General features: G+C 65.8%; 17 protein-coding genes and 1 pseudogene. 8 read left to right on the top strand and 10 right to left on the bottom strand.

The features are described 5' to 3' along the window. The first annotated feature begins 12 nt into the window (after positions 1 to 12). Positions 13 to 1,020 carry a glycoside hydrolase family 43 protein gene (locus OM513_RS01530; protein WP_264942383.1) on the top strand — a complete coding sequence of 336 codons (1,008 nt, stop codon included), beginning with the start codon at positions 13 to 15 and terminating at the stop codon, positions 1,018 to 1,020. A 32-nt stretch (positions 1,021 to 1,052) separates the two neighbouring features. Beyond that, positions 1,053 to 1,997 (top strand): alpha/beta hydrolase, encoded by a 945-nt coding sequence (locus tag OM513_RS01535; protein WP_264942384.1) that lies wholly within the window; start codon positions 1,053 to 1,055, stop codon positions 1,995 to 1,997. Between the two features lie 364 nt (positions 1,998 to 2,361). Here the strand turns inward: OM513_RS01535 and OM513_RS01540 are convergent. The 4 genes and pseudogenes from OM513_RS01540 to OM513_RS01555 all read right to left on the bottom strand — a co-directional run. After that, positions 2,362 to 2,553 (bottom strand): annotated as a pseudogene (locus tag OM513_RS01540) (hypothetical protein); the annotation flags it as partial. After that, positions 2,550 to 4,151: a GMC family oxidoreductase gene (locus tag OM513_RS01545; RefSeq protein WP_264942385.1), complete on the bottom strand. Its 1,602-nt coding sequence runs from the start codon at positions 4,149 to 4,151 to the stop codon at positions 2,550 to 2,552. The pseudogene OM513_RS01540 and the gene OM513_RS01545, both read right to left, overlap by 4 nt. 28 nt (positions 4,152 to 4,179) lie before the next feature. Beyond that, positions 4,180 to 5,574, bottom strand: coding sequence for an FAD-binding oxidoreductase (locus OM513_RS01550; protein ID WP_264942386.1), 1,395 nt, complete (start codon positions 5,572 to 5,574; stop codon positions 4,180 to 4,182). Positions 5,575 to 5,605: 31 nt separating this feature from the next. Further along, positions 5,606 to 7,975: a TonB-dependent receptor gene (locus OM513_RS01555; protein ID WP_264942387.1), complete on the bottom strand. Its 2,370-nt coding sequence runs from the start codon at positions 7,973 to 7,975 to the stop codon at positions 5,606 to 5,608. A gap of 197 nt (positions 7,976 to 8,172) precedes the next feature. Between OM513_RS01555 and OM513_RS01560 the strand changes: the two genes are divergently transcribed. Beyond that, the gene (locus OM513_RS01560) at positions 8,173 to 9,093 is read left to right on the top strand and encodes an AraC family transcriptional regulator (RefSeq protein ID WP_264942388.1); all 921 of its coding nucleotides are present in this window, start codon (positions 8,173 to 8,175) and stop codon (positions 9,091 to 9,093) included. Between the two features lie 52 nt (positions 9,094 to 9,145). Here OM513_RS01560 and OM513_RS01565 read toward each other — a convergent pair whose 3' ends face one another. Continuing rightward, positions 9,146 to 9,409 (bottom strand): hypothetical protein, encoded by a 264-nt coding sequence (locus OM513_RS01565; RefSeq protein ID WP_264943052.1) that lies wholly within the window; start codon positions 9,407 to 9,409, stop codon positions 9,146 to 9,148. Between OM513_RS01565 and OM513_RS01570 the strand changes: the two genes are divergently transcribed. Continuing rightward, positions 9,299 to 10,933: a thiamine pyrophosphate-binding protein gene (locus OM513_RS01570; protein ID WP_264943008.1), complete on the top strand. Its 1,635-nt coding sequence runs from the start codon at positions 9,299 to 9,301 to the stop codon at positions 10,931 to 10,933. The genes OM513_RS01565 and OM513_RS01570 overlap by 111 nt on opposite strands. 6 nt (positions 10,934 to 10,939) lie before the next feature. Here the strand turns inward: OM513_RS01570 and OM513_RS01575 are convergent, their stop codons facing one another. From OM513_RS01575 to OM513_RS01590, 4 genes are all read right to left on the bottom strand, one after another. Continuing rightward, positions 10,940 to 11,776 carry an IclR family transcriptional regulator gene (locus OM513_RS01575; protein ID WP_264942389.1) on the bottom strand — a complete coding sequence of 279 codons (837 nt, stop codon included), beginning with the start codon at positions 11,774 to 11,776 and terminating at the stop codon, positions 10,940 to 10,942. 66 nt (positions 11,777 to 11,842) lie between these two features. Continuing rightward, on the bottom strand, positions 11,843 to 12,313 hold the full coding sequence (locus OM513_RS01580) for a VOC family protein (protein WP_264942390.1): 471 nt from the start codon (positions 12,311 to 12,313) through the stop codon (positions 11,843 to 11,845). Positions 12,314 to 12,350: 37 nt separating this feature from the next. After that, the gene (locus OM513_RS01585; RefSeq protein WP_264942391.1) at positions 12,351 to 12,740 is read right to left on the bottom strand and encodes a nuclear transport factor 2 family protein; all 390 of its coding nucleotides are present in this window, start codon (positions 12,738 to 12,740) and stop codon (positions 12,351 to 12,353) included. Between the two features lie 753 nt (positions 12,741 to 13,493). Beyond that, complete coding sequence (locus tag OM513_RS01590) at positions 13,494 to 13,682, bottom strand: hypothetical protein (protein ID WP_380916266.1); 189 nt, start codon at positions 13,680 to 13,682, stop codon at positions 13,494 to 13,496. Between the two features lie 215 nt (positions 13,683 to 13,897). On the opposite strand from OM513_RS01590, the gene OM513_RS01595 reads away from it, so the two are divergent. The 4 genes from OM513_RS01595 to OM513_RS01610 are packed head-to-tail and all read left to right on the top strand — an operon-like array spanning position 13,898 to position 18,671. Continuing rightward, the gene (locus tag OM513_RS01595) at positions 13,898 to 15,334 is read left to right on the top strand and encodes an efflux transporter outer membrane subunit (RefSeq protein ID WP_264942392.1); all 1,437 of its coding nucleotides are present in this window, start codon (positions 13,898 to 13,900) and stop codon (positions 15,332 to 15,334) included. Beyond that, positions 15,324 to 16,748: an efflux RND transporter periplasmic adaptor subunit gene (locus OM513_RS01600; RefSeq protein ID WP_264942393.1), complete on the top strand. Its 1,425-nt coding sequence runs from the start codon at positions 15,324 to 15,326 to the stop codon at positions 16,746 to 16,748. Before OM513_RS01595 ends, OM513_RS01600 begins: the two co-directional genes overlap by 11 nt. Further along, complete coding sequence (locus OM513_RS01605) at positions 16,738 to 17,463, top strand: ABC transporter ATP-binding protein (protein ID WP_264942394.1); 726 nt, start codon at positions 16,738 to 16,740, stop codon at positions 17,461 to 17,463. Before OM513_RS01600 ends, OM513_RS01605 begins: the two co-directional genes overlap by 11 nt. Further along, the gene (locus tag OM513_RS01610) at positions 17,463 to 18,671 is read left to right on the top strand and encodes an ABC transporter permease (protein ID WP_264942395.1); all 1,209 of its coding nucleotides are present in this window, start codon (positions 17,463 to 17,465) and stop codon (positions 18,669 to 18,671) included. Before OM513_RS01605 ends, OM513_RS01610 begins: the two co-directional genes overlap by 1 nt. A gap of 156 nt (positions 18,672 to 18,827) precedes the next feature. Here OM513_RS01610 and OM513_RS01615 read toward each other — a convergent pair whose 3' ends face one another. Continuing rightward, positions 18,828 to 21,230, bottom strand: coding sequence for a TonB-dependent receptor (locus tag OM513_RS01615; protein WP_264942396.1), 2,403 nt, complete (start codon positions 21,228 to 21,230; stop codon positions 18,828 to 18,830). Positions 21,231 to 21,284: the final 54 nt, after the last annotated feature.

Consider the following 21,284-nt stretch of genomic DNA (forward strand, 5'->3'; position numbering starts at 1 on the left):
AAAGGAGCAGAGGTGAGAAGCATCGTTCCGCGGATTCTGGCCGCAGCGGCGCTGGCAACGCTGTCAAGCGTCGCGCAGAGCCAGACCGTGCCGGCCCCCGTGCCCGGCTCCAATCCGATCATCCGCGACAAGTTTACCGCCGATCCGGCGCCGCTGGTGGTGGGCGACCGGCTGTACCTGTACGTCGGCCACGACGAGGCGAAGCGCGACGAGATGTTCAACATGCGCGAATGGCTCGTCTATTCGACCACAGACATGCGCAACTGGACCGATCATGGCCCGATCATGCGCGTCGCCGATTTCAAATGGGCGAAGCGGGACGCATGGGCATCGCAGGCGATCGAGAAGGACGGCAAATTCTGGTTCTATGCCGCCGTCGAGCATGACGATACGCATCCCGGCAAGGCGATCGCGGTGGCGGTTTCCGACAGTCCCACCGGCCCGTTTACCGACGCCAAGGGCTCCGCGCTGATCACCAACGAGATGACGCCCAAGGGCACCCATAGCTGGGAGGATATCGACCCTACCGTCTTCACCGACGACGACGGCACGACCTGGATCGCCTGGGGCAATCGCCAGGCCTATATCGCCCGGCTGAAGCCCAACATGATCGAGATCGACGGCCCGATCGTCGAGATCACCCCGCCGCATTTCGAGGAAGGTCCCTGGCTGCACAAGCGCGGCGGCCTCTATTACCTGACCTACGCCTCACTCGATCGCGCGACCCATACCGACGAGCGCGTCTCCTATTCCACCGCACCATCGATCCGCGGCCCTTGGACCTACCGCGGCGAACTGACCGGATCGGGCAAGTACAGCTTCACCATCCATCCCGGTATCATGGAGTTTCGCGGCCACTGGTATCTATTCCTGCACAATGCCGCGCTCGCCATCGGCGATCAGGGCGGCGCGATCGGACGCCGGGCGGTGACGGTCGAATATCTCCTTTACGATGCGAACGGGCTGATGCTGCCCGTCACCCAGACCGAGGCTGGCGTTACCGCGCCGCCGCCACGCTGAACCCATCGCCCCACCCCGGCCGGAGACCAGCCATGAAGCGCTTGTTCCACATGATCCGTCCCGCCGCTCTGGCGGATATCGGCGCTGCGGCGCTCCTCGCCTGCTGCGCGATCGCGACGCCTGTTATGGCGCAGAACGACCGGATGACGCCGATCGCGATCCCCGCACAGCCGACGGCGATCGTGCTGGACACCGGCCCGCTGCCGGGCGCGACCGCGCCGGAGGCGTGGCACAGCCAATATGGCAGCAAGTTCGCGCGCAACGTTACCGTGGCCACGCTCACCCCCTTTCTGCCCGAGGAGGGCAAGGCGACCGGCGCGGCCGTGATCGTGGCGCCCGGCGGCGGCTTTCGCACGCTTTCTATGGAGAATGAGGGCTGGGATGTCGCACGCGCGCTGGCGGCGCGGGGCGTGGCGGCCTTCGTGCTCAAATACCGGCTGAACCAGACGCCGGCGGAAATGGCGGCGTTCGAGGAATCGATGCGGCAGATGTTCTCTGGCGCGGCGCGCCCGCCCCGGCTCTCGCCCGGCGCGCAGATCGCCGGGCTGGCGCCGCAGATCGCCGACGCGCGCGCCGCCTTTGCGCTGGTCCGGGCAAGGGCGAAGGCGTGGCGGATCGATCCCGAACGCATCGGCATGGTCGGCTTTTCCGCGGGCGCAATGCTCACCATGGCGACCACGCTCGCGGGCGAGGATGCCCGGCCCGCCTTCATCGGCAACATCTATGGCTCGCTGGCGCCGGTCACCGTCCCGCTCGACGCGCCCCCGATGTTCGTCGCGCTGGCGGCGGACGATCCGCTGTTCGGGAACACCGGCTTCGGCCTCATCGAGAGCTGGCGCGCGGCAAAGCGGCCGGTGGAATTCCACCTGTACGAGCAAGGCGGGCACGGGTTCGGCATGTATCCGAAGAAGACCACCAGCACCGGATGGTTCGACGCTTTCGTCGCCTGGATCACCATGCATGGTTTTCTTGGGTGAGAGATCGCCGGAGCGGCAACATGGCGGGCGCCCCAATCGGAGGCGCGGACGCCGCTCCAGACGCGAGACCGAATCATAGCCGTAGCGCGTCGCAAACCCGCCGCGCGTATCGTTCGCACGCCGCGCAAGCCTTGCCATCCCGACGAACCAGCACCGCGCCGCGATACCGGCAATTAGGTATAACGTCCCCGGAATTCCCCGAAATTCCTGCTGGAACCGCCTCGGATTGAGGTTCAGCAATACACCAGAGACATGATCCGTCTGCGGAATGCCGAACTCGTCGTAGCGGTTGACCTGCACCAGGCCGCCCGGCGCATCCACCACCGGCACCGGACGTTCCTGCATGATGGCGGCGCCACGCCCGGCGCTTCATCCACTTGGCGGTCGCCTTCGAGTTGAGGCCGTGCCGCCTGGCCAGAACCCTCAGGCTCTCTTGACTATGCCGTATCGCTCGAAGGACCGTCGCGGTCGCACGAGCGCTCCCGCGCCGCACCTGCCTCCTCCCACTCGCGTTTGGAGACCGGGGCCAGACGCCTGGGCCGACAGCGCCCCTCAAGGCCGACGCAGGAGGTCCGCGCCTTTCTCGCCAATCATGATGGTGGGGATGTTGATATTGCCGCCCGGAATGTCAGGCATCACCGATGCATCGATCACGCGCAGCCCGGCCACGCCGTGAACGCGCAGTTGATCGTCCACGACCGCGTCGTCGCCCGCCCCCATCGCGCAGGTGCCGCAAATATGCTCTGCCACCCGCACGATCCCGCGCAGGAATGTCTCGATCTGCGCATCCGCGCGCACATCGGGGCCGGGAAGCAACTCTGATTCGATCGACGCCCCCTGCGGCCCGGCGCCATAGATGTCGCGGGCGATCCTGACCGAGGCGACCATGGCGGCCATATCTTCGGGCGCTTCGAGCAGATTGTACTGGATGCGCGGCGGCGCCGCCGGATCGTTCGAGCGCAGCTTCAGCCAACCCCGGCTTTGCGGATAGTTGAGCGCGATGCAGCAGACGAACCGATGGACCGCTTTTGCGGTCAAACCCGGGAACCACAGGTCGGCATCGAGCCCAACGGCCGTCGCTCCCAGGAACAGATCCGCCCGGTCCAGCTCCGGCTTTGACTTCGCATAGACCATGCCGTGGCAAGCCGTGGTGGTGAAGGGGCCGCTGCGGGCCAGCATCCAGCGCATCGCGGCGATCGCGGCCCGATCGAGACGAAGATTGTTGAGGAAGGTGTCCTTACGGTTGGCCAGCCACATCATCGGGAACATCGGATGTTCCATGAGATTCCGGCCGACCCCGGGGAGGTCGATCACGGGCGCGACCCCCACCTCCCGCAAATCATCCGCCGGCCCGATGCCGGACAGCATCAGGAGCTGGGGAGACTGGACGGCACCCGCGCTCAGGACTACCTCGCGCCGCGCGAAAGCGGTCGCGGCCCGCCCTTTTCGAACATAGTCTATGCCGGTGGCGCGCCCGCCATCAAGCCGCACGCGCGACACGCGGGCATCGGTCAGCACGGTCAGGTTGCTTCGGCGCATGGCCGGATCGAGATAGGCGCGCGCCGTACTCGCCCGTTCACCCCGGCCAACGGTGAGTTCGACGCGGCTGACGCCGTCGGTCCGTCCGGCGAACAGATCCTCGCGCGCGGTAAAACCCGCCTCCACCGCCGAACGTTCGAAATCCTCGTAAAGGAGGGCTGGATCTTTGATCAGGGAGACGCCGACCGGGCCGCTGTCGCCATGATGCTCGCTCGCGCCACGCCAACTGCTCTCGAGCCGAGTGAAATAAGGCAGGAGATCATCGTAGCTCCAGCCTCTCAGCCCGCGTTGCGCCCACAGATCATAATCCCGCGCATTGCCGCGATTGTACATCAACCCGTTGATGATGCTCGATCCGCCGAGCGCGCGGCCGCGAAAGCAGGTGATACGCCGGCCGTCGAGCTGCGGCTCCGGCTCTCCTTCGAATGAGACGCTGAAGGCCGGTCTCGGAAAGGCCTTGAGAAAACCGATCGGCATCCGGATCAAGGGATGCCGGTGCCTGCGGCGCCCGGCTTCGACGAGCAGCACCGACACGTCCGGATCCTCGGAAAGGCGCGCGGCCACGACGGCGCCCGCCGAGCCCGCGCCGACGACGATATAGTCGTAGCTAGGCATGTTGCGCCCCTCCCGCGCGGCTCCGCATTCAGCCCGCCGTCTCAAGCGGCTTGATGTTGAAATTGTAGCAGAAGAGGTTGGTCGGATCGTACCGGCCCTTCAGCGCGCGCAAGCGATTGAGATATTCCTCGCCGCCATAAGCCGCATCAACGCCGCCGGTCTCATCGCCGCCCATATAGTTCACATAGACGCCGCCTGTCATATAGGGCTCGAGCGCGGCATAGGAGTTGCGCACCCAGCGAATGCCTGCGTCCGTATCCGCCGGATCGTCCCAAAGGCCGATCACGTTGAACACATAGCGCGAGCCGCGATGAGAGAAAGCGGTGAGCGCCGGATCGACGCGGTCGATCTGTCCGCCCAGCGGCAGCACTTCGATCGCGCAGCGCCAGCCGTTCGCCTGGCCACCCGCAGCGATCAGCGCATCGAGCAGGCCGTCATCAATCTCGTCGAAGAAGCCCGCCTTCATCCAGGCATGGTTGCCATGCGCGCCGAGTTCATCCGCGATCGTCTGAAGCGCGAGAAAGGGCATCACATCGTGATAAAGCACGTGGCCGCCGATCCGGTCGGCGATCTCCCGGTGGACCCGAAGGCCTTCCGCCGAATCTCCGTTCCACTGGAGCATCGACATCAGCACCGGCTTGTTAACAAGCTCCGCCGGAACGCCCGGCTGATCGGGGGCCCATCGATAATAGGTGAGCCAGTTGAGTTCGTCCGCCATCCCCCCCGAGGTCAAGGCGCGCCATTCCTCGAGCACCGGCTTCGCCCCCGGCAACGGATGCAGCAGGATCGTGATCACGGGATCGCAGACCTCGTGTCCCTGGAAGGTGAACTCGGTCACGACCCCGAAGTTGCCGCTGCCGCCGCGCATCGCCCAGAACAGATCTTCGTGATTACCGGCATCGACGCGCACGACCTTACCATCGGCCAGCACGACATCCAGCCCGACCATGCTGTCCACGGTCAGCCCGTATTTGCGCATCAGATTGCCGAAGCCGCCGCCCAGCGCCAGGCCCGCAACACCGGTATGTGAAATGGCGCCGGCCGGCACTGCCAGCCCATATTTTCGGGCTTCCGTATCGAGATCGCGCAGCAGGCAACCTCCCTCCACGCGGACAAGGCGGGTCTCCGGATCGACGATCACGCGATTCATCAGCGCGAGGTCGATGACGATGCCATCATCGCACATGCTGTGGCCGGGGGCGCTGTGCCCGCCACCCTTGATCGCGACATTGACACCCGCGTTGCGCGCAAAGTTGATCGTCGCGACGACATCGGCCTGGCACGTGACCCGGACGATGGCGCCCGGTCGGCGATCGATCATCGCATTCCAGATCCGGCGATATTCATCATAACGGGGGTGATCGGGCGAGATAACCTCCCCCACCACCTCATCCGCGAGCTTCGACACGTCAGGAAAGGTCATCTTATTGTCCTCGGAGGCCCCGCCGGGGCGATCAGAATTGCCGCCGCACGGTGAGCGCCCACTGCCGGGGGCGGCCCGGCTGCGCGCTGGCCGCACCCCCGATCGCGGATTGATCGAAGCTGGTCGTGTAATAATATTGGTCGAACAGGTTCGAAACTTCGAAGGCAACCGCCCAGTCTTCGTCGGCCGTCCGCCAGGTGAGGCTGGCATTGGCGAGCGTATAGCCCGGAATCCGGTTGGTCCCCGCATTGACCGCACTGGAGAAGACGCGGCTCTGATAGGCTGCGTCGAAGCGCGGCGTCAGCGATCCCGCATCGCCCAGCGGGATCTCATACTGGATGCCGATGCTCCACTTCCATTCCGGAACATAAGGAGGAACAAACCCGAGCTGGACGCCGCCGACGCCGCCAGCCTGGGGATTCACGTCCGTATATTCGAAGTCGAGATAGCTGATCGAGCCATCGATCATCAGCCCGGAGACAGGGCGCAGGGCGGCCTCCAGCTCGATGCCGTTCACATCGGCGCTGCCGGCATTGGCGATCATCGCGCACGGACCCGGCCCGCCGAATTGCGGACAGGAATTGAGCTGCAACTGGATGTTCGAATAGCGGCTGTGAAAGGCTGCAAGATTGAGACGGAGGCGCCGGTCGAGCAGGTCCGTCTTGATCCCCGCTTCATAGGAGGTCAGCGTTTCCGGATTGAAGGGCTGAAGCTGCGCGGCGCTGAACGGACGCGGGTTGACGCCTCCGCCCTTGAAGCCGGTTGAAACCTGGGCATAGGTCATCACCGTCGGCGACCACCGATATTGGACGTTAGCACGGTAATCGACGCGATTGCCGGAGTAACGGCCGGTCAGCCCGTCCAGCGCCCCGAGTACGGGATGGGGCGAGCCATCGGGCATGGTGCGCCCGAACGTGTAATCCTTACTCTCCTCGGTATAGCGCAGGCCGCCGGTGAGCGTCAGGCGATCGGTCGCCTGCCATGCCACATGCGCAAAGGCGGCGAGCGTGTCGGCTGTCACAGGATCATTGCCAGTGAAGGCCGGAATGCCCGCATAGCGAATGTCCTGGGTCGTCAGGTAGACGGACTTCTGCTCCGAATAATAGCCTCCGAGCGTGTATTCGAGCCGGTCCCCGGTTCCCAGCGAGCCGCTGAGGCGCACCTCCTGGCTGAACGACCAGAAATCGAGATCGCTGATCGCCAGGCTGAGCGCCAGCGGCGAATAATCGTCGTCGTTGGTGAAATAGAGCGCGTAAGCGCGATAGGCCGTGATCGAGGTCAGCTTCAGCCGGCTCGACAGATCGACCGCGACGGATCCGGAAACGCCCCACCCTTCGAAATCGGTGATATCGTCCGCAACATATTGGGCGCTGGGGCCGTCCGCCGGATTGTAGAAATTGGCGTAATTGTAGAAGGAGCCATAGGGCGGCATGAAACGGCTGTCATAAGGAACGTTGACCGCGAAGGGGTTTACGTCCCCCGGCCCCGCATAGTTCGCAAAAGTCAGCACACCGCCCGGCGTATTGTGGCGGTCGCGCGTATAATCGGCCGCAAGATTGATCTCGAACCCGGAGGACGGCGCGTAACGCAGTTGGACGCGGCCGGCATCGTAGTTCACCTCGCCGTTGCGATCGATGATGCAGTCGCCGGCAGTGCCGGCCAGCGACGGGACGCCGCTGGCTGGGAAGGCGCAGCCATAGTCGATCCGGTCGATATAGCCGTTCTGCGACTTAGAGACACCGGCCACGCGAAGGAAGAGATCGTCGGCCATCGCGATATCCATCGATCCGCGCAGGTCGATGCGGTTATCGCTGCCATAAGTGGCCGAAATCGAGCCGTTGCCGGAGCCGGTGGGCCGGCTTGAATAGAGCCTGATGGCGCCGCCGATCGAGTTGCGGCCGGCCAGTGTGCCCTGCGGTCCACGCAACACTTCAACGCGATCGAGATCAAGCAGATCGAAGATGGAGCCCGTCAGCGTGGCGTAATAGACGTCATCGACATAGACGCCGACGCCCGGCTCCAGCGCCGGATTGAAATCGAACTGTCCGACGCCGCGTATCGACGCGACGAGCGACGGGCCGAATGCCGCCCCCTGGGCCTTCAGCGTCACGCTCGGGGCCTGTCCCGCGACGTCGGCAATGCTGGTCTGCCCGCGCGCCTCGAGCATGTCCCCGGAGATCGCCGTGATCGCGAGCGGCGTTTGCTGGAGATTCTGTTCGCGAAACTGCGCGGTGACGACGATATCTTCGACCGCCGGCTCGCTCGCCGGCTCATTTTCGGACGCAGGCTCCTGCGCGGACTCCTGAGCATGCGCCGGTACCGCCGCCAGCGACACCGCGAGTACCGCAGCCGACGCCCCCATCCACGACCGCGGCCCCATGAAACGACGTGCTTTGCTCATCACCCTCTCCCTCTCTGTTTTACACAGATTTCGCGTTTATTAAGAATATCGCGCTTCTTATGGACTTAGAGGGGTCACCGTCATATGCAATGTCCCAGAGGACGGAAGCTATGCCCCGGAGTCGGCGCGACCGGCTTGCCGGGCCGAGCACGGAAATCGGCGGCCCGAGCGAGGCGCGCCGGTTCGGGAGGGGAGACATGCACGGTCATCTGGGATTGCTGGAAGACCTCAGATTCCAGGGTTGCCGCAAACAGCATTTCGAATTGCGCGCGGCCGAGACGATCCGCCGCGATGCCCGGCGTGATTTCGCGACTTTCTATTATGTAAGGCGCGGAAGGATTTGGGTCGAAGTCGATCGCCACGTTCCTGTGCCGGTCGATGAGGGCTGCATCCTAGTGCTCAATCGCTGGTACGCGCATACGATTCGCATGACCGAGCGCGCGGAGGATTCGCATCTGTGCGCGCCGATCCGCGCCATAGAGGGGGGGGTGAACGAAGCCGCCCCCGGCGACGGCGGCGCGATCGTGTTCAGCTCCGAAGCCTCAACCCTGGATTCGCCGTTCAAGGGCATGCTTCCCTACATCGTCCTTATTTCCCGGGAGACCATCGCAAAAACTCCCAGATTTCAGTCGATTCTCGATATATATCAACAATTTACCGAGACCGATCAGTTGCAGGCGATGATCGACCGCAGGCTTGACGAGATGATGGCCATCTATCTCCTGGCGTGCGGGATGCGCGAGCTGGCGCCAGTGCCGAGCTACAATGCGCGGCTCGACGACGACCGTATCAAGCAGGTCCTGCTCGAAATGCACCAGCATCCCGAGGCGCGCTGGTCGGTTTCCGATCTCAGCGAGCGCGCCCATCTCAGTCGCTCGGGGTTCATCGATCGCTTCAAGGCCGTTATCGGCGCAACACCGATGAATTATCTCGCCCGTCTGCGCGTGGAGCGCGCGGCCGATATGCTCCTCAAGGAGGCCGTGCCGATTTCGTCCATCTCCTATCGTGTCGGCTATCATTCGGAGGCAGCCTTCCATCGCGCCTTCAAGAAAATCTACCATGCAAGCCCAGGCGATTATCGGCGGCGGGCGCGCGCAGATGTTCAGCAAACCGGGTGACGCGGCCGCAAAACGCGCCTCTACCCGGCCGCCTCCCGGGAAAATATGTTCATTATTCTTGATATCTAATAATTTTGTAGATTATTATCCCCCTCGAAACGACGACGCCGGCAGCTCGACGACAACGCGCCGCTGATTGGGGAGGATTTCGATGGCAAAGATCACGGGCGGGGAATTGCTGGTGCGCGTCCTGCGCAAGGCCGGTGTGGACACGATATTCGGCCTTCACGGCGCTCATATCGAGACGGTTTTCCAGAGCTGCGCCGATCATGGGCTGGAGTTGATCGATACGCGGCACGAGGCTGCCGCCGGCCATGCTGCGGAGGGCTATGCCCGGGCTTCGGGAAAGCTCGGTGTGGCCCTGGTGACCGCCGGCGGCGGCTTTACCAACGCGGTGACGCCGATCGCCAATGCCTTCCTCGATCGTACCCCGGTGCTGTTCATCACGGGCTCCGGCGCCATGGCCGATGACGAAACGAACACGCTGCAGGCCGGGATCGATCAGGTCGCGCTGGCCAAGCCGATCACGAAATGGGCGCATCAGGTCACCGTTACAGCCAACATTCCGCGTCTGGTCGCACAAGCGCTGCGGATCGCGATGTCCGGTCCGCGCGGGCCGGTCCTTCTCGATTTTCCCTGGAACATCCTTACTCAGGAGATTGACCAGGACGCCATCGCCTTGCCCGATGCGCTCGACGCCGGCCTCCCCGCCGCGCCCTCGCCACAGGCCGTCGCGCGGGCGATCACCATTCTGGAGGCGGCCGAACGGCCGATCATCGTCGTCGGATCAGAAGCGGTGCGCAGCGGTGCCGCATCCGCTCTGCGCGCCTTCGTCGATCGCACCGGCATACCAGTTTTCTCGGATTATGAGGGCCACGGGCTTCTCCCCGACGAACATCCGGCGGCCGCCGGCCTGATCCAGGGAGCGCACGGCCTGATGCTGGACGGCAAGAGGGCCGATGCCGCGCTGATGCTCGGCGTGCGCTTCGGGCTGTACACGGCGGGCGGCTCGGGCCGTCTCATCCCCGAGGATGCGGCGGTGATCCAGGTCGATCAGGACGCCCGCGAACTAGGGCGTTTGCGCGATCCGGCGCTCGCCGTCAGCGCGGACAGCGCGCAGATGCTGGCCGCGCTCGTTGAGGCGCTGGCAGCAGGTGCGCCGTCGGACGCGCGGATCGCCTGGCGGGACGCGGCGCGCGATCATGCACGCGCGCGCCGGATAGCTCTAGACGGGCTTGCCCATGATCGTTCGCCGATCCACCCTTTCCGCGCCGCCTCCTCCATTGTGGAGGCCTCAGGCGAGCGCGCGGATTATGTCGCGGACGGGGCCGAATGCTATCACTGGTTCACGGAGGTCGTGCCCGGCCGCCGGCCAGCGACCTTCCTGACCCACAGCTTTCTCGGATCGATGGGCATCGGAATCGGGCTGGCAATGGGCGCACAGGCTGCGGATCGCACCCGCCCCGTGATCCTGGTCACCGGCGACGGCGCCTTCGGATACAGCGTAGCCGAATTCGATACGATGTTCCGGCATAGGCTGCCCGTGGTCGTCATCATTATGAACAATCGCAATTGGGGCGCGACGCGCCATTTCCAGGAGGTCTTCTCAGGCCCGAACCGCGTCACCGGCACGCAATTGGAGAATGGCGACTATCACGATGCCGCCGCTGCGTTCGGCGCCTTCGGCTGCTATATCGATCAGCCTGCCGACGTTGCGGCGGCGGTGCGTTCGGCGATTGCCAGCGGTGGGCCGGCCTGCATCAACATCCGTGTCGATTTCGATGCGGTGCCGCCGGAGGCCAAGATCATGCTCGGCCGCGATCCGCTTTCGGCCGACTGACCGGCCTCAATAGCGCCAGCGTGGGGGCCTGACCTCGCCGCCCGCAATCTCGCCGGAGCGGCGCAGGAATTCGGCCGCGCGGTCCGATTGGGCGAGCAGCGCGATGCCGGCACGGATGGTTTGCGCCGCATCCAGCAGGCGCCTTTTGAGCTCATCGAAGGCGACCCGCGCCTGGGCGCGCGCCGGCATGACCGTGCTGAGGCTGCCGACCACGGCGCCGTCATGGCCGAACATGCCGACCGACGTCGTCGCCTGACCGGGCTCTTGCCCGTCCGAGGCCGTGGAAATCTCCTCCGCCCTGATCCGCCGCAGCGCGCGCCGGACCTCTTCCCAAGAGCTGCCCAGGCCGCTCGCCGCCATTTCCACAGCGTAGCGCTGATGCATCGCCTTGGCCGCACGCGAGGAAAGGTGAGCCAGGATGATCTGGCCCGGCGACCCGGCATAGATCGGCATCAATCGTCCGCGTTCATAGCTCACCGCATAATCGGGCCGCTGAACGAACTGCTGATCCGTACACATCACTTCGGTCCGGTAGAGGCCGCACAGGAGGACCATCGATTGCGGCGGCAACCATTCGGCCAGTTGCATCATCGGCTTCTTGGCCGTCGCGAGCAGTGGATCGCGTAGCCGGATCTGCCGGTCATATTGCATGATCGCGGGACCAAGCACGTAGCGCCCCGGGTTGAACGCGACGACCAACCCAGCATTGTTGAGGCTCTTGAAATACCGGTATGCGGTGCTCACCGCCAGATTGAGATGCTGCGCGGCTTCCTCGACCGTCCACTCCGGGCGTTCGAACGTGAAGAGATTGAGAATGCTGAGAACCCGGTCCGAAGTCGTCATGCGCCCCCGCGCCGGCTGCGACTGTCGATGCTTGCCGCAGTTCGCACGCCCCGCCCCCTCTGCCGGTTACACTCGAGCCCGGCCATCCAGATGTTGTACCAGCTCGATCAATATGCCCGAATTGTCGCGAATGTAACCGCCCGCAAGGCCATTGCCTTCGAATATCTCCATCGCGACATCGATGCCCTTTTCCTTCAGATAGCCGAAGGCGGCGTGAATATCTGACACCTCGAGCGAGAGATGCTTCGTCCCGTGCGTGGCAAGGTCTTCATCCGGATCGAGCCGCTCGCGTGGAAGCGGTCTGGCACCTTCGCGCTCGAATAGCTCGATGCGCGTATCACCGCGGCGCAGAAACGCTCCTTTGAACGGCACGTGCGGCAGATAGGTTCGCGCCTCCACGGCAAAGCCGAACAGTTCGCGATACCACGCGATCGACGCCTCCAGATCCGGCACGCTGAGGCCGCAATGATGCTGCCGAAAGTCGAAGGGCGGGCCTTTGGGCGCCGGCTCATCAACGAACGTCAGTCCTTCGTCCACTCTGTCTCTCCCCGCGTCGCCCTGCAGCACCGGCACCTCAAAAGATGCCGCGATGCCCGGCCGGGATCTCCGGAATGTCCATATAGACGTCCCAATGCTCGGCGATCTTCCCGTCCTCGACGCGGAAGATATCGATAATGGCGAGGCCGTTGGGCGCGCCATGCTGCTGAACCTCCGAATGGACGACGACCAAGTCCCCTTCCGCAACGCAGCGATGGACCTTGTTGTTCGATTCCTCGGAATTCAACTCGACCACGCTGGCAATGAACTCGCATAGCGATTTGGTGCCGTCCTGGGCCTGGACATTGTGCTGAATATACCATTCATGCAGATAGTCGTGGATACGCTCGATCCGGCCGTGGCCCAGAACCTCGCGATAGAATTCAAGCACCAGCGCCTTGTTCTTGGCGGCCACATCTTCCGGCATTCGTCTCTCCATCGGCGGCCGCCCATCTTGCTGTGACGGGCTGGACCAGCCCCACGACCGGCACCGGAAATCGCACCGCCGCCAAGGGACGGCAATGTCCCCGAAAGCGCATCTGATACCCGAGAGTCGCGTTGCGGATTTGGAAGGCTCCACGCAGCGGAGGGGGCTGTCAAAAGGATGTGGCAGGCCGGCGGGGCCGGTGCCCGGTCAGAAATAGCGCGAGGTCAGGATTAGCGCGAGCGGCGGCGCCGTCGGCCGCAGAGCGCCGGACGCGCTGATGCCAGGCGCATCGGCTCAATAGCTGTCGCCGGCCGCGCCGATATGATCGGCCTGCTCCTCTGCAGTGACGCCCTCAGTGAAACCAGTTTGGTCCCGCCGATTGATGGTGCGGGTTTGATGGGAAGCGGTGGGATTGTTCAGCCCAAGCTTTGCAGATGAACTCGTAGGGCGAGGTGGTCCCGCCTATTTGGACAGTTTTGCGGCTGAGTTAAGCTAATCCGGCCTGTCGTTCATGCCGCCATTTTGGTGATCAGATTATTGGAGGGCATGCCTCCTATGATCTGAAGCGCCGATCCGCCCGTAGGCTTCCGCCGGGATCCGCCCGGCCAGGGCCGATTGGGGCGCTGTTGATTGCAATAGGTGATCCACCGTCCGAGGCCAGCCCGAGCAGCAGATAGGGATAAATGCGATGCCGCGGGTGCCGATCGCTCGTGCGCGGTCGCTAATAGATCGGCGACAGCCCCGTCCTGCACGTCAGCCGCCGCACCCGGCGCCGGCCCGCATCATGGCCGCCTCGCCGGCACCGGAGAACGTCGCCGGCATCCCGTCGATCGCCTGCCGCTTCCACGCCGCGATTATCGTGTGACGCACGCCATGTTTCGCTGCCAGCTCCGCCAGGGTCAAATCCCCATGGATCGCCTCCAACCTTGAAATCCGCGCCATCGCGCTTCCTCGCCGTATTCATTCCCGCCCGTCCTCACGCCGGGATTGGCTTGGAACCCTGTCCAGAAAAGCGGCACCATCTCAGCTTTTTTGGAAGCCAATCCTGGCGGCCGCGGCGGTGGGTGTTGGCGAATCTGCAACGTCAGGCCCCATCTGCGACAAACTGCGACAATATTTCGGTGGAACCACCGCCCCCGGGAAACCATGTAGCGGATATGTCGAGACGCACGGCCGCCCTGCTCCTTTCGCTCGCGCTGCCGCTGGCCGGTTGCGCGTCCGGGCCTGACTATCGCCCGCGCGGCGCGGCGGAGCTGGGCGTTCCCGGCAGCTATTCGGTCACCGCCCCGGCGCAGGAACGCGAAGATCTGACGCGCTGGTGGGACCGGTTCGACGATCCCCAGCTAAGCAGCCTGATTGCGCGCGGCGCCGAAGGGAACCTGGACGTGGCCCGCGCCGTCGCCCGGCTGCGGCAGGCGCGCGAGTCGCTGGTGCAGGCTCGCGGGCAGTTGCTGCCCGGCGTCACCGCATCGGGCGGCTATTCGCGCAACCTGCCGGTGAACGGGGGCGGGCAGGCGGGCGGCAGCTTCTCGATCGGGGCCGACGCATCGTGGCAGGCCGACCTGTTCGGCGGCAACCGCCGCGGCGTGGAGGCGGCGCAGGCGGGCTATCAGGCCAGCGGCTTCGACTATGCCCAGGTGCTGACCGCGATCCAGGCCGAGATCGCGCGCAACTATGTGCTGGCGCGCGCGGCCCAGGCGCAGCTTGCCAACGCGCGCGACGCGCTGGCCATCCAGGACGACAATCTGCAGATCGCGCAATGGCGCGTGCAGGCGGGCCTGGTCTCCTCGCTCGACGTGGAGGCCGCGCGCGCACAGCGGGCGCAGACCGCGGCGGGCATCCCGTCGCTGGAGGCGAGCTACAACGGCTTCGTGTCGCGGCTGGGCGTGCTGACCGGCCAGGCGCCGGGCGCGCTGAAGCCCGAGCTGGAGGCCGTAAGGCCGATCCCGCGCGGGCCGGCCGCGGTGGGCGTGGGCATCCCCGCCGATACGCTGCGCCAGCGCCCTGACGTGCGTTCGGCCGAGCGCAGCCTGGCCGCCGCCACCGCCAACATCGGCGTGGCGGCCGCCCAGCTCTATCCCGCGCTTTCGATCGGCGGCAGCATCGACGCGGGCGCCGCATCGATCGGCAATGTGTTCGATGTGATCACCGGCCGTCTGTTCGCGTCGGTCGCCCAGACGATCTTCGACGGCGGGCGGCTGCGCAGCCAGGTCCGCGCGCGCGAGGCCGCGGCCGAGGATGCTTTCCTGGCCTATAAGTCCACGGTGCTGACCGCGCTGGAGGACATCGAGAATGCGATCGTCGCGCTGCAGGCGGCACGGACGCGCGAGGGCGAGTATCGCGTCGCGCTGGACGCCGCGAGCACCCAGGCGCTGCTGGCGCGCGACCAGTATCGCGCGGGCCTCACCGATTTCACCACATTGAACCAGGCCGAGGCGCAACTGCTTTCGGCCCGCAACGGGCTGGTCCAGGCGCAGTCGGATGGAGCGACGGCGCTGATCCAGCTCTATCTCGCGCTAGGCGGCGGCTGGGACAGCAGCGTCACGCCCGAAGCGCCCCCGATCAACACAGGCAGCACCCCGGATGGCAACTGACACGACGACCGACCTGAGCGCGTTCCTGGGCGCGAAACAGCATCCGCGCTGGCGCCGCTGGGCGATGTGGGGCGCCATCGGCGTGGGCGCGCTGCTGCTGGTGCTGCTCGCGTCGCGCTGGATGGGCGGCGGGAGCGAGGTGCGCTATGCCACCGCCACGGCCGAGCAGGGCAATCTTTCCGTCACCGTATCGGCGACGGGCAAGCTGGCGCCGACCAACCAGGTGGAGGTGGGCTCCGAACTCTCCGGCCTGGTCACCAAGGTGCTGGTGGACGTCAACGACCGGGTGACCAAGGGCCAGCCGCTGGCCGAGCTGGACGTATCGCGCCTGGACGACGCGATCACCCAGAGCCGCGCGACGCTGGCCGCGAACCAGGCATCGGTGGCGCTGGCGCAGGCGACGCTGGCGCAGGATCGCGCCCAGCTCGCCCGGCTTCAGGAGGTCAGCCGGCTTTCGGGCGGGCGCGTGCCCTCCAAGACCGAGATGGAGCAGGCTGAGGCGGCGGTGGCGCGCGACATGGCCAATGTGCGCGCGGCGCAGGCCAATGTCGTGTCCGCCCGCGCGGCGCTCTCCTCGAACGAGACCCAGCGGTACAAGGCGGTGATCCGATCACCCGTCAACGGCGTGGTGCTCGCGCGCCAGGTGGACGAGGGGCAGACGGTGGCGGCTTCGTTCAACACGCCGACGCTGTTCGTCATCGCCGAGGATCTGGGCGAGATGAAGCTTGAGGTCGCCGTGGACGAGGCGGACGTGGCCGATGTGAAGGAGGGCCAGAGCGCCAGCTTCACCGTCGATGCCTTCCCCGGCCGATCCTTCCCCGCGACGATCACCCGTGTCGACGTGGGTTCCAACCTGTCGGCGACGAGTTCGTCCTCCAGCACCACCAGTTCGAGCGCGTCGGTGGTTTCCTATGGCACCACGCTCAGCGTCGCCAACGGCGACATGCTGCTGCGCCCCGGGATGACCGCCACCGCCACGATCGTGACCCAGGCCAGGCAGAATGTGCTGACCGTGCCCAACGCGGCGCTGCGCTTCACCCCGGCCAGCGATACGGCGGCCGCATCGTCCGGCAATTCCAGCGGCATCGCCGGCGCGCTGGTGCCCGGGCCGCGCCGGCGCAGCAGCACGGGCACCGGCCAGGGCGGGGATTCGACCGCGCCGGGATCGCGGCACACCGTCTATATCCTGGGTGCCGACGGAACGCCGCAGCCCGTGGCCGTCGTCATCGGCATCACCAACGGCACGCTGACCGAGGTGACGGGCGGCGAGCTGAAGCCCGGGATGAAGGTGATCACCGGACAGCTCGCCAGCGCGACCTCCGCCAGCAGCAGCTCCGGCAGCAGCAGCTCCGGCAGCGGCAGTTCCGGCACCAAGGCCAAGTCGGGCGGCGGCGGAGGCTCGCGTGCCCAGTGACGGCGGGCAGCCGCTCATCCGCCTGCACGGCGTGACCAAGGTCTATGGCGAAGGCCCGACCGCGTTCCAGGCGCTGAAGGGCGTGGACCTCGCCATCGACACGGGCGATTTCGTGGCGGTGATGGGACCGTCCGGATCGGGCAAGTCGACGACGATGAACATCCTGGGCTGCCTCGACGTGCCGTCGAGCGGCGAGTTCCTGTTCAAGGGCGTTCATGTCGAGCAGCTCGACCGCGATCAGCGCGCGCTGCTCCGGCGCCGCTACCTGGGCTTCGTGTTCCAGGGCTTCAACCTGCTCGCGCGCACCTCCGCGCTGGAGAATGTGGAGCTGCCGCTGCTCTATCGCGGCGACGCCAAGGCGCAGCGGCGCGAGACGGCGATGGCGGCGCTGGACAAGGTCGGCCTGGCCGAATGGTGGGATCATACCCCCGGCGAGCTTTCCGGCGGGCAGCAGCAGCGCGTGGCGATCGCCCGGGCAATCGTCACCAGTCCCGAAGTGCTGCTGGCCGACGAGCCCACCGGCAACCTGGATTCGGAGCGATCGGTTGAGATCATGCAGCTTCTGACCGATCTCAACCGCACGAGCGGGATCACCGTGCTGATGGTGACGCACGAGCCCGACATGGCTGCGTTCGCGCGCGCGATCGTTCATTTCAAGGACGGGCTGGTCGAGCGGATCGAGCATGGCCATGCCGCCGGGACGGCGATCGCCTGATGCTGGGCACCACCTTCCTGCTCGCGATCCGCTCCATCGCCCGGCACAAGCTGCGCTCGTTCCTGACGACGCTGGGCATCATCATCGGCGTGGCGGCGGTGGTGACGATGGTGACGCTGGGCAACGCCACCACCAAGGCCGTCCAGAAGCAGATCTCCGCGCTGGGCACCAACATGCTTCAGGTGCGCCCCGGCCAGGGCTTTGGCCGCGGCGGCGGCGGGCCGGCGCCCGCGAACTTCGACGAGGACGATGTGCAGGCGATCCGCGATCAGATCGCGGGCGTGTCCGCCGTCGCGCCCCAGGCCGGTACATCGGGCACCGCGATCTACAACGGGGCCAACGCCACCACCACCGTGAACGGCACCACACTAGGCTATTTCCAGGTGCAGCCGTGGGCGCTGACGGCCGGGCGATACTGGACCGCGACGGAGGAGAGCGCGGGCAAGGGCGTGTGCATCATCGGCAATACGGTGCGCAAAAACCTGTACGGCGGCGGCGATGCGGTGGGCACGCGGCTGCGGATCAACGGCATCTCCTGCGACGTGATCGGCATGCTTTCCACGCGCGGCCAGGCGGGCTTCGGCGGCGACCAGGACGATGTCGTCATCATGCCGATCAAGCAGGTGCAGCGGCGCTTCACCGGCAATCGCGACATCCGGCTGATGCTGGTCGGCGTGGACCAGGATTACAGCACCAGCGCGGTGCAGGCCTCGCTCACCTCGCTGCTGCGCGAGCGGCGGCACATCGGCAACGGCAAGGAGGATGATTTCAACATCTTCGACACCGCCCAGATCAGCGCGACGCTGACCGGCACGACGACGCTGCTGACCCAGATCGTCGCGGCGGTGGCCGCGATCAGCCTGGTGGTGGGCGGCATCGGCATCATGAACATCATGCTGGTGTCGGTGACCGAGCGCACGCGCGAGATCGGCATCCGCCTGGCCATAGGCGCGGTGGCGAGCGAGGTGCTGATGCAGTTCCTGGTCGAGGCGGTGGTGCTTTCATGCCTGGGCGGGCTGATCGGGCTGGTGCTGGCGCAACTGCTGATCCTGCTGCTGGCGCCGCTGATGCAGGTAGACTGGCTGTTCGTGCCGGAGATCAACATCGTCGCGTTCGCGATATCGGCGGCGATCGGGGTGGTGTTCGGCTTCTTCCCCGCGCGCCGCGCCGCCAGCCTCAACCCGATCGACGCGCTGCGCCACGAATAGCGCGGCCTTGAGGCCGGCTAGAGCGCCTGCCGCCCCGAAGCCATGGCAAAGAGCGGCGGCCCGGCGCTGCCGGACCGCCGCCCCATGACGGAAGGAACCGCGAATGAAGAAGCGGCCGGAGGGGAGTCTCCGGCCGCTTCTCCCTCCCCCCTTGGATCAGAACTGGCCGGAGACCTGCAGGTACCAGCTACGCGGGCGCGCGTAGATCTTCTCCGCATAGCCGAGCGTGCCGAGCGAGGCATTGCCCTGGACCAGATAGCGTTCGTCGAACAGGTTGGTGACCCCTCCGGTCAGCTTCCAGCCCTTGTCCGCATCCGCCAGCGTCAGCGAGACGTTGCCGGTGAAATAGCCGTCCTCCTCGATATCCGGCACGCTGCCGGTGATGAAGGTGATCTTCGACGTGTAGCTGCCGTCGAAGCGCGGCGTCAGCTTGAGCGCATCGCTGAGCGCGAATTCATAGGCCACGCCGAAGCTGCCCTGGAGCGAGGGGGTGAACGGCAGGTCGTCGCCCGGCTGCACCGTCGCCGTGGCGCCCGGAACCGCGGTGATGCTGCGGATGTCGTCGTCCAGCGTGCTGACCGAGGCGTCGAAGATCAGGCCCCAGGGCGAACGATAGCTCAGCTCCGCCTCCAGGCCGGTGATCCGCGCCTTGCCGGCATTGAACAGCAGCGGCACCACGCCCTGGCGGAAGATGAGCTGGATATTGTCGTAATTGGCCAGGAACGCCGCGGTGTTCAGGCGGAAATCGCCGAGATCGAACTTCGCGCCGATCTCATAGCTCTCCACCTTCTCCTCGTCGAACGGCACCGGCACGTTGCCCGGCGGCGGCGCATTGTAACGGGTGTTGAACCCGCCCGACTTGAAGCTGCGCGCATAGGAGACATAGGTGCTCACCGCATCCGACCAGGAATAGCGGATGCTGGCCGAGCCGGTGACCGCGGAATAGGTTCCGCGATAGGGCCGGTGATAGATGAACAGCGGTCCGCCTTCCGGAATCGCCAGCGTGGGCAACGGATCCGGATCCGGCAGCGTCGCCGGGAACAGGTTCAACACCGTGCCCACGAAGCGCTTCTTGTCGCGCGTGTAGCGCAGCCCCCCGCTGAGTTCGAGCCCGGTAACCGGCGTTACCGACAGTTCGCCGAAGACCGCGACCGAGCCGGTCTTCAGATCGGAGACCTGAAGGTCGCGCGATCCCGGCCCGCCCGCGAGCAGCGAGGTGATGATCGGCGGCGTCGGCGAGAAGGCGAGCGGCACCGTGGCGCGCTCATGGGTCTTTTCGGTGAAATAATAGCCGCCGACGATCCCGCTCAGCATCCCCGATTCATACTGAAGCTGCAGTTCCTGGCTGAACTGATCCGATTCCGCGCCCACGTCGGTGGTAATCATCACGAAGGGCGTGTTGTCCGCATCGCGGATGCCGCGCGATTCGGTCGAGCGATAGGCGGTGATCGACTTGAGCGACAGCGACGACGAAAGATCCGCCTGGATCGTGCCGGAAACGCCCCACACCTTCGACGTGCTCATCACGTCGGCGGTGCCGCCGTTGACGTAATCGCCCTTGGCCTGGAAATCATTGGCGCAGCGCGGATCGTTGATCAGCGGCACGTTGGGAGCGCCGAACCGCGGATCGCCCGCGACCAGCGGCGCGAAGGGGATGGTAGCGCCCGGACAGCCCGCCGCGACGCTGACGATCGCGGCGACCGGCGCCTTTTCGTTGATCCCGGCGAACACGAAGGGCGCGCCGTTCTCGTCGCGCCGGGTATAGTCGGCGCGGATGTTCACCTTGATGTCCGGCGTCGCTTCCCAATAAAGCGCACCGTTCAGCGTCACGCTGTCGTCGTCGCCCAGATCCAGCCCGTCGAAGGCGCGGATCACATAGCCGTCGCGCTTGCGGAACCCGCCCGAAACGCGCGCCGCGGCGGTTTCGCCGATCGGCAGGTTGAGCGATGCGAAGCCCTCGACCAGATCATAGGAGCCGACGCGGAAGCGCGCGCTGCCGCCCAGCTCGCCAAGCTCCGGCTGCTTCGTGCGCACCAGGATGGCGCCGCCGATCGTATTGCGTCCGAACAGCGTGCCCTGCGGCCCGCGCAGCACCTCAACCCCGGCGATGTCGCCGAATTCGATGGCGCCGCCGACCGCGCGGCCGACATAGACCTCATCGATATAGATGCCGACGCCGGGATCGACCGCCGCGGTGGGATCCACCTGGCCAACACCGCGGATGAAGACAACGCTGGCGGACGAGTTGCCCGAAAGCTGCCCGGCCGGCTTGAACTGAAGGCTGGGCGTGATCCGCTCCAGATCGGACGTCTGGGAAATCTGCCGTGCCGCCAGCGTTTCGGCGGTGAAGGCCGAGACCGCGATCGGCGTCTCCTGGATCGATTCCTCGCGGCGGCGCGCGGTCACGACGATTTCTTCGCCGGTGCCCTGCGCGGCTTCTTCCTGCGAATCCCCGGCCGCGTTCCCCTGCGCATAGGCAGGTGCCGCCCCGAAAGCGCTCGCCACCGCAAAAGCCGACATGCTCGCGCAGAAATACAGCGCGCCAAAGCCCCGTTTCATCCGACAACCTCCCTTTTGAGTATCGCGGGATATTCCCCTTGCCTCGCTTGGAAA

The organism is Sphingomonas canadensis, from assembly GCF_026013525.1.
Lineage (GTDB): Bacteria > Pseudomonadota > Alphaproteobacteria > Sphingomonadales > Sphingomonadaceae > Sphingomonas > Sphingomonas canadensis.

Excerpts from the sequence above, each read along its gene's own strand:
- OM513_RS01550 (WP_264942386.1), bottom strand. The coding sequence starts at position 5,574 with ATGACCTTTCCTGACGTGTCGAAGCTCGCGGATGAGGTGGTGGGGGAG.
- OM513_RS01600 (WP_264942393.1), top strand. The coding sequence starts at position 15,324 with ATGGCAACTGACACGACGACCGACCTGAGCGCGTTCCTGGGCGCGAAA.
- OM513_RS01560 (WP_264942388.1), top strand. The coding sequence starts at position 8,173 with ATGCACGGTCATCTGGGATTGCTGGAAGACCTCAGATTCCAGGGTTGC.
- OM513_RS01585 (WP_264942391.1), bottom strand. The coding sequence starts at position 12,740 with ATGCCGGAAGATGTGGCCGCCAAGAACAAGGCGCTGGTGCTTGAATTC.
- OM513_RS01590 (WP_380916266.1), bottom strand. The coding sequence starts at position 13,682 with ATGGCGCGGATTTCAAGGTTGGAGGCGATCCATGGGGATTTGACCCTG.
- OM513_RS01595 (WP_264942392.1), top strand. The coding sequence starts at position 13,898 with ATGTCGAGACGCACGGCCGCCCTGCTCCTTTCGCTCGCGCTGCCGCTG.
- OM513_RS01610 (WP_264942395.1), top strand. The coding sequence starts at position 17,463 with ATGCTGGGCACCACCTTCCTGCTCGCGATCCGCTCCATCGCCCGGCAC.
- OM513_RS01535 (WP_264942384.1), top strand. The coding sequence starts at position 1,053 with ATGAAGCGCTTGTTCCACATGATCCGTCCCGCCGCTCTGGCGGATATC.
- OM513_RS01555 (WP_264942387.1), bottom strand. The coding sequence starts at position 7,975 with ATGAGCAAAGCACGTCGTTTCATGGGGCCGCGGTCGTGGATGGGGGCG.
- OM513_RS01615 (WP_264942396.1), bottom strand. The coding sequence starts at position 21,230 with ATGAAACGGGGCTTTGGCGCGCTGTATTTCTGCGCGAGCATGTCGGCT.
- OM513_RS01575 (WP_264942389.1), bottom strand. The coding sequence starts at position 11,776 with ATGACGACTTCGGACCGGGTTCTCAGCATTCTCAATCTCTTCACGTTC.
- OM513_RS01565 (WP_264943052.1), bottom strand. The coding sequence starts at position 9,409 with ATGGCCGGCGGCAGCCTCGTGCCGCGTATCGATCAACTCCAGCCCATG.
- OM513_RS01545 (WP_264942385.1), bottom strand. The coding sequence starts at position 4,151 with ATGCCTAGCTACGACTATATCGTCGTCGGCGCGGGCTCGGCGGGCGCC.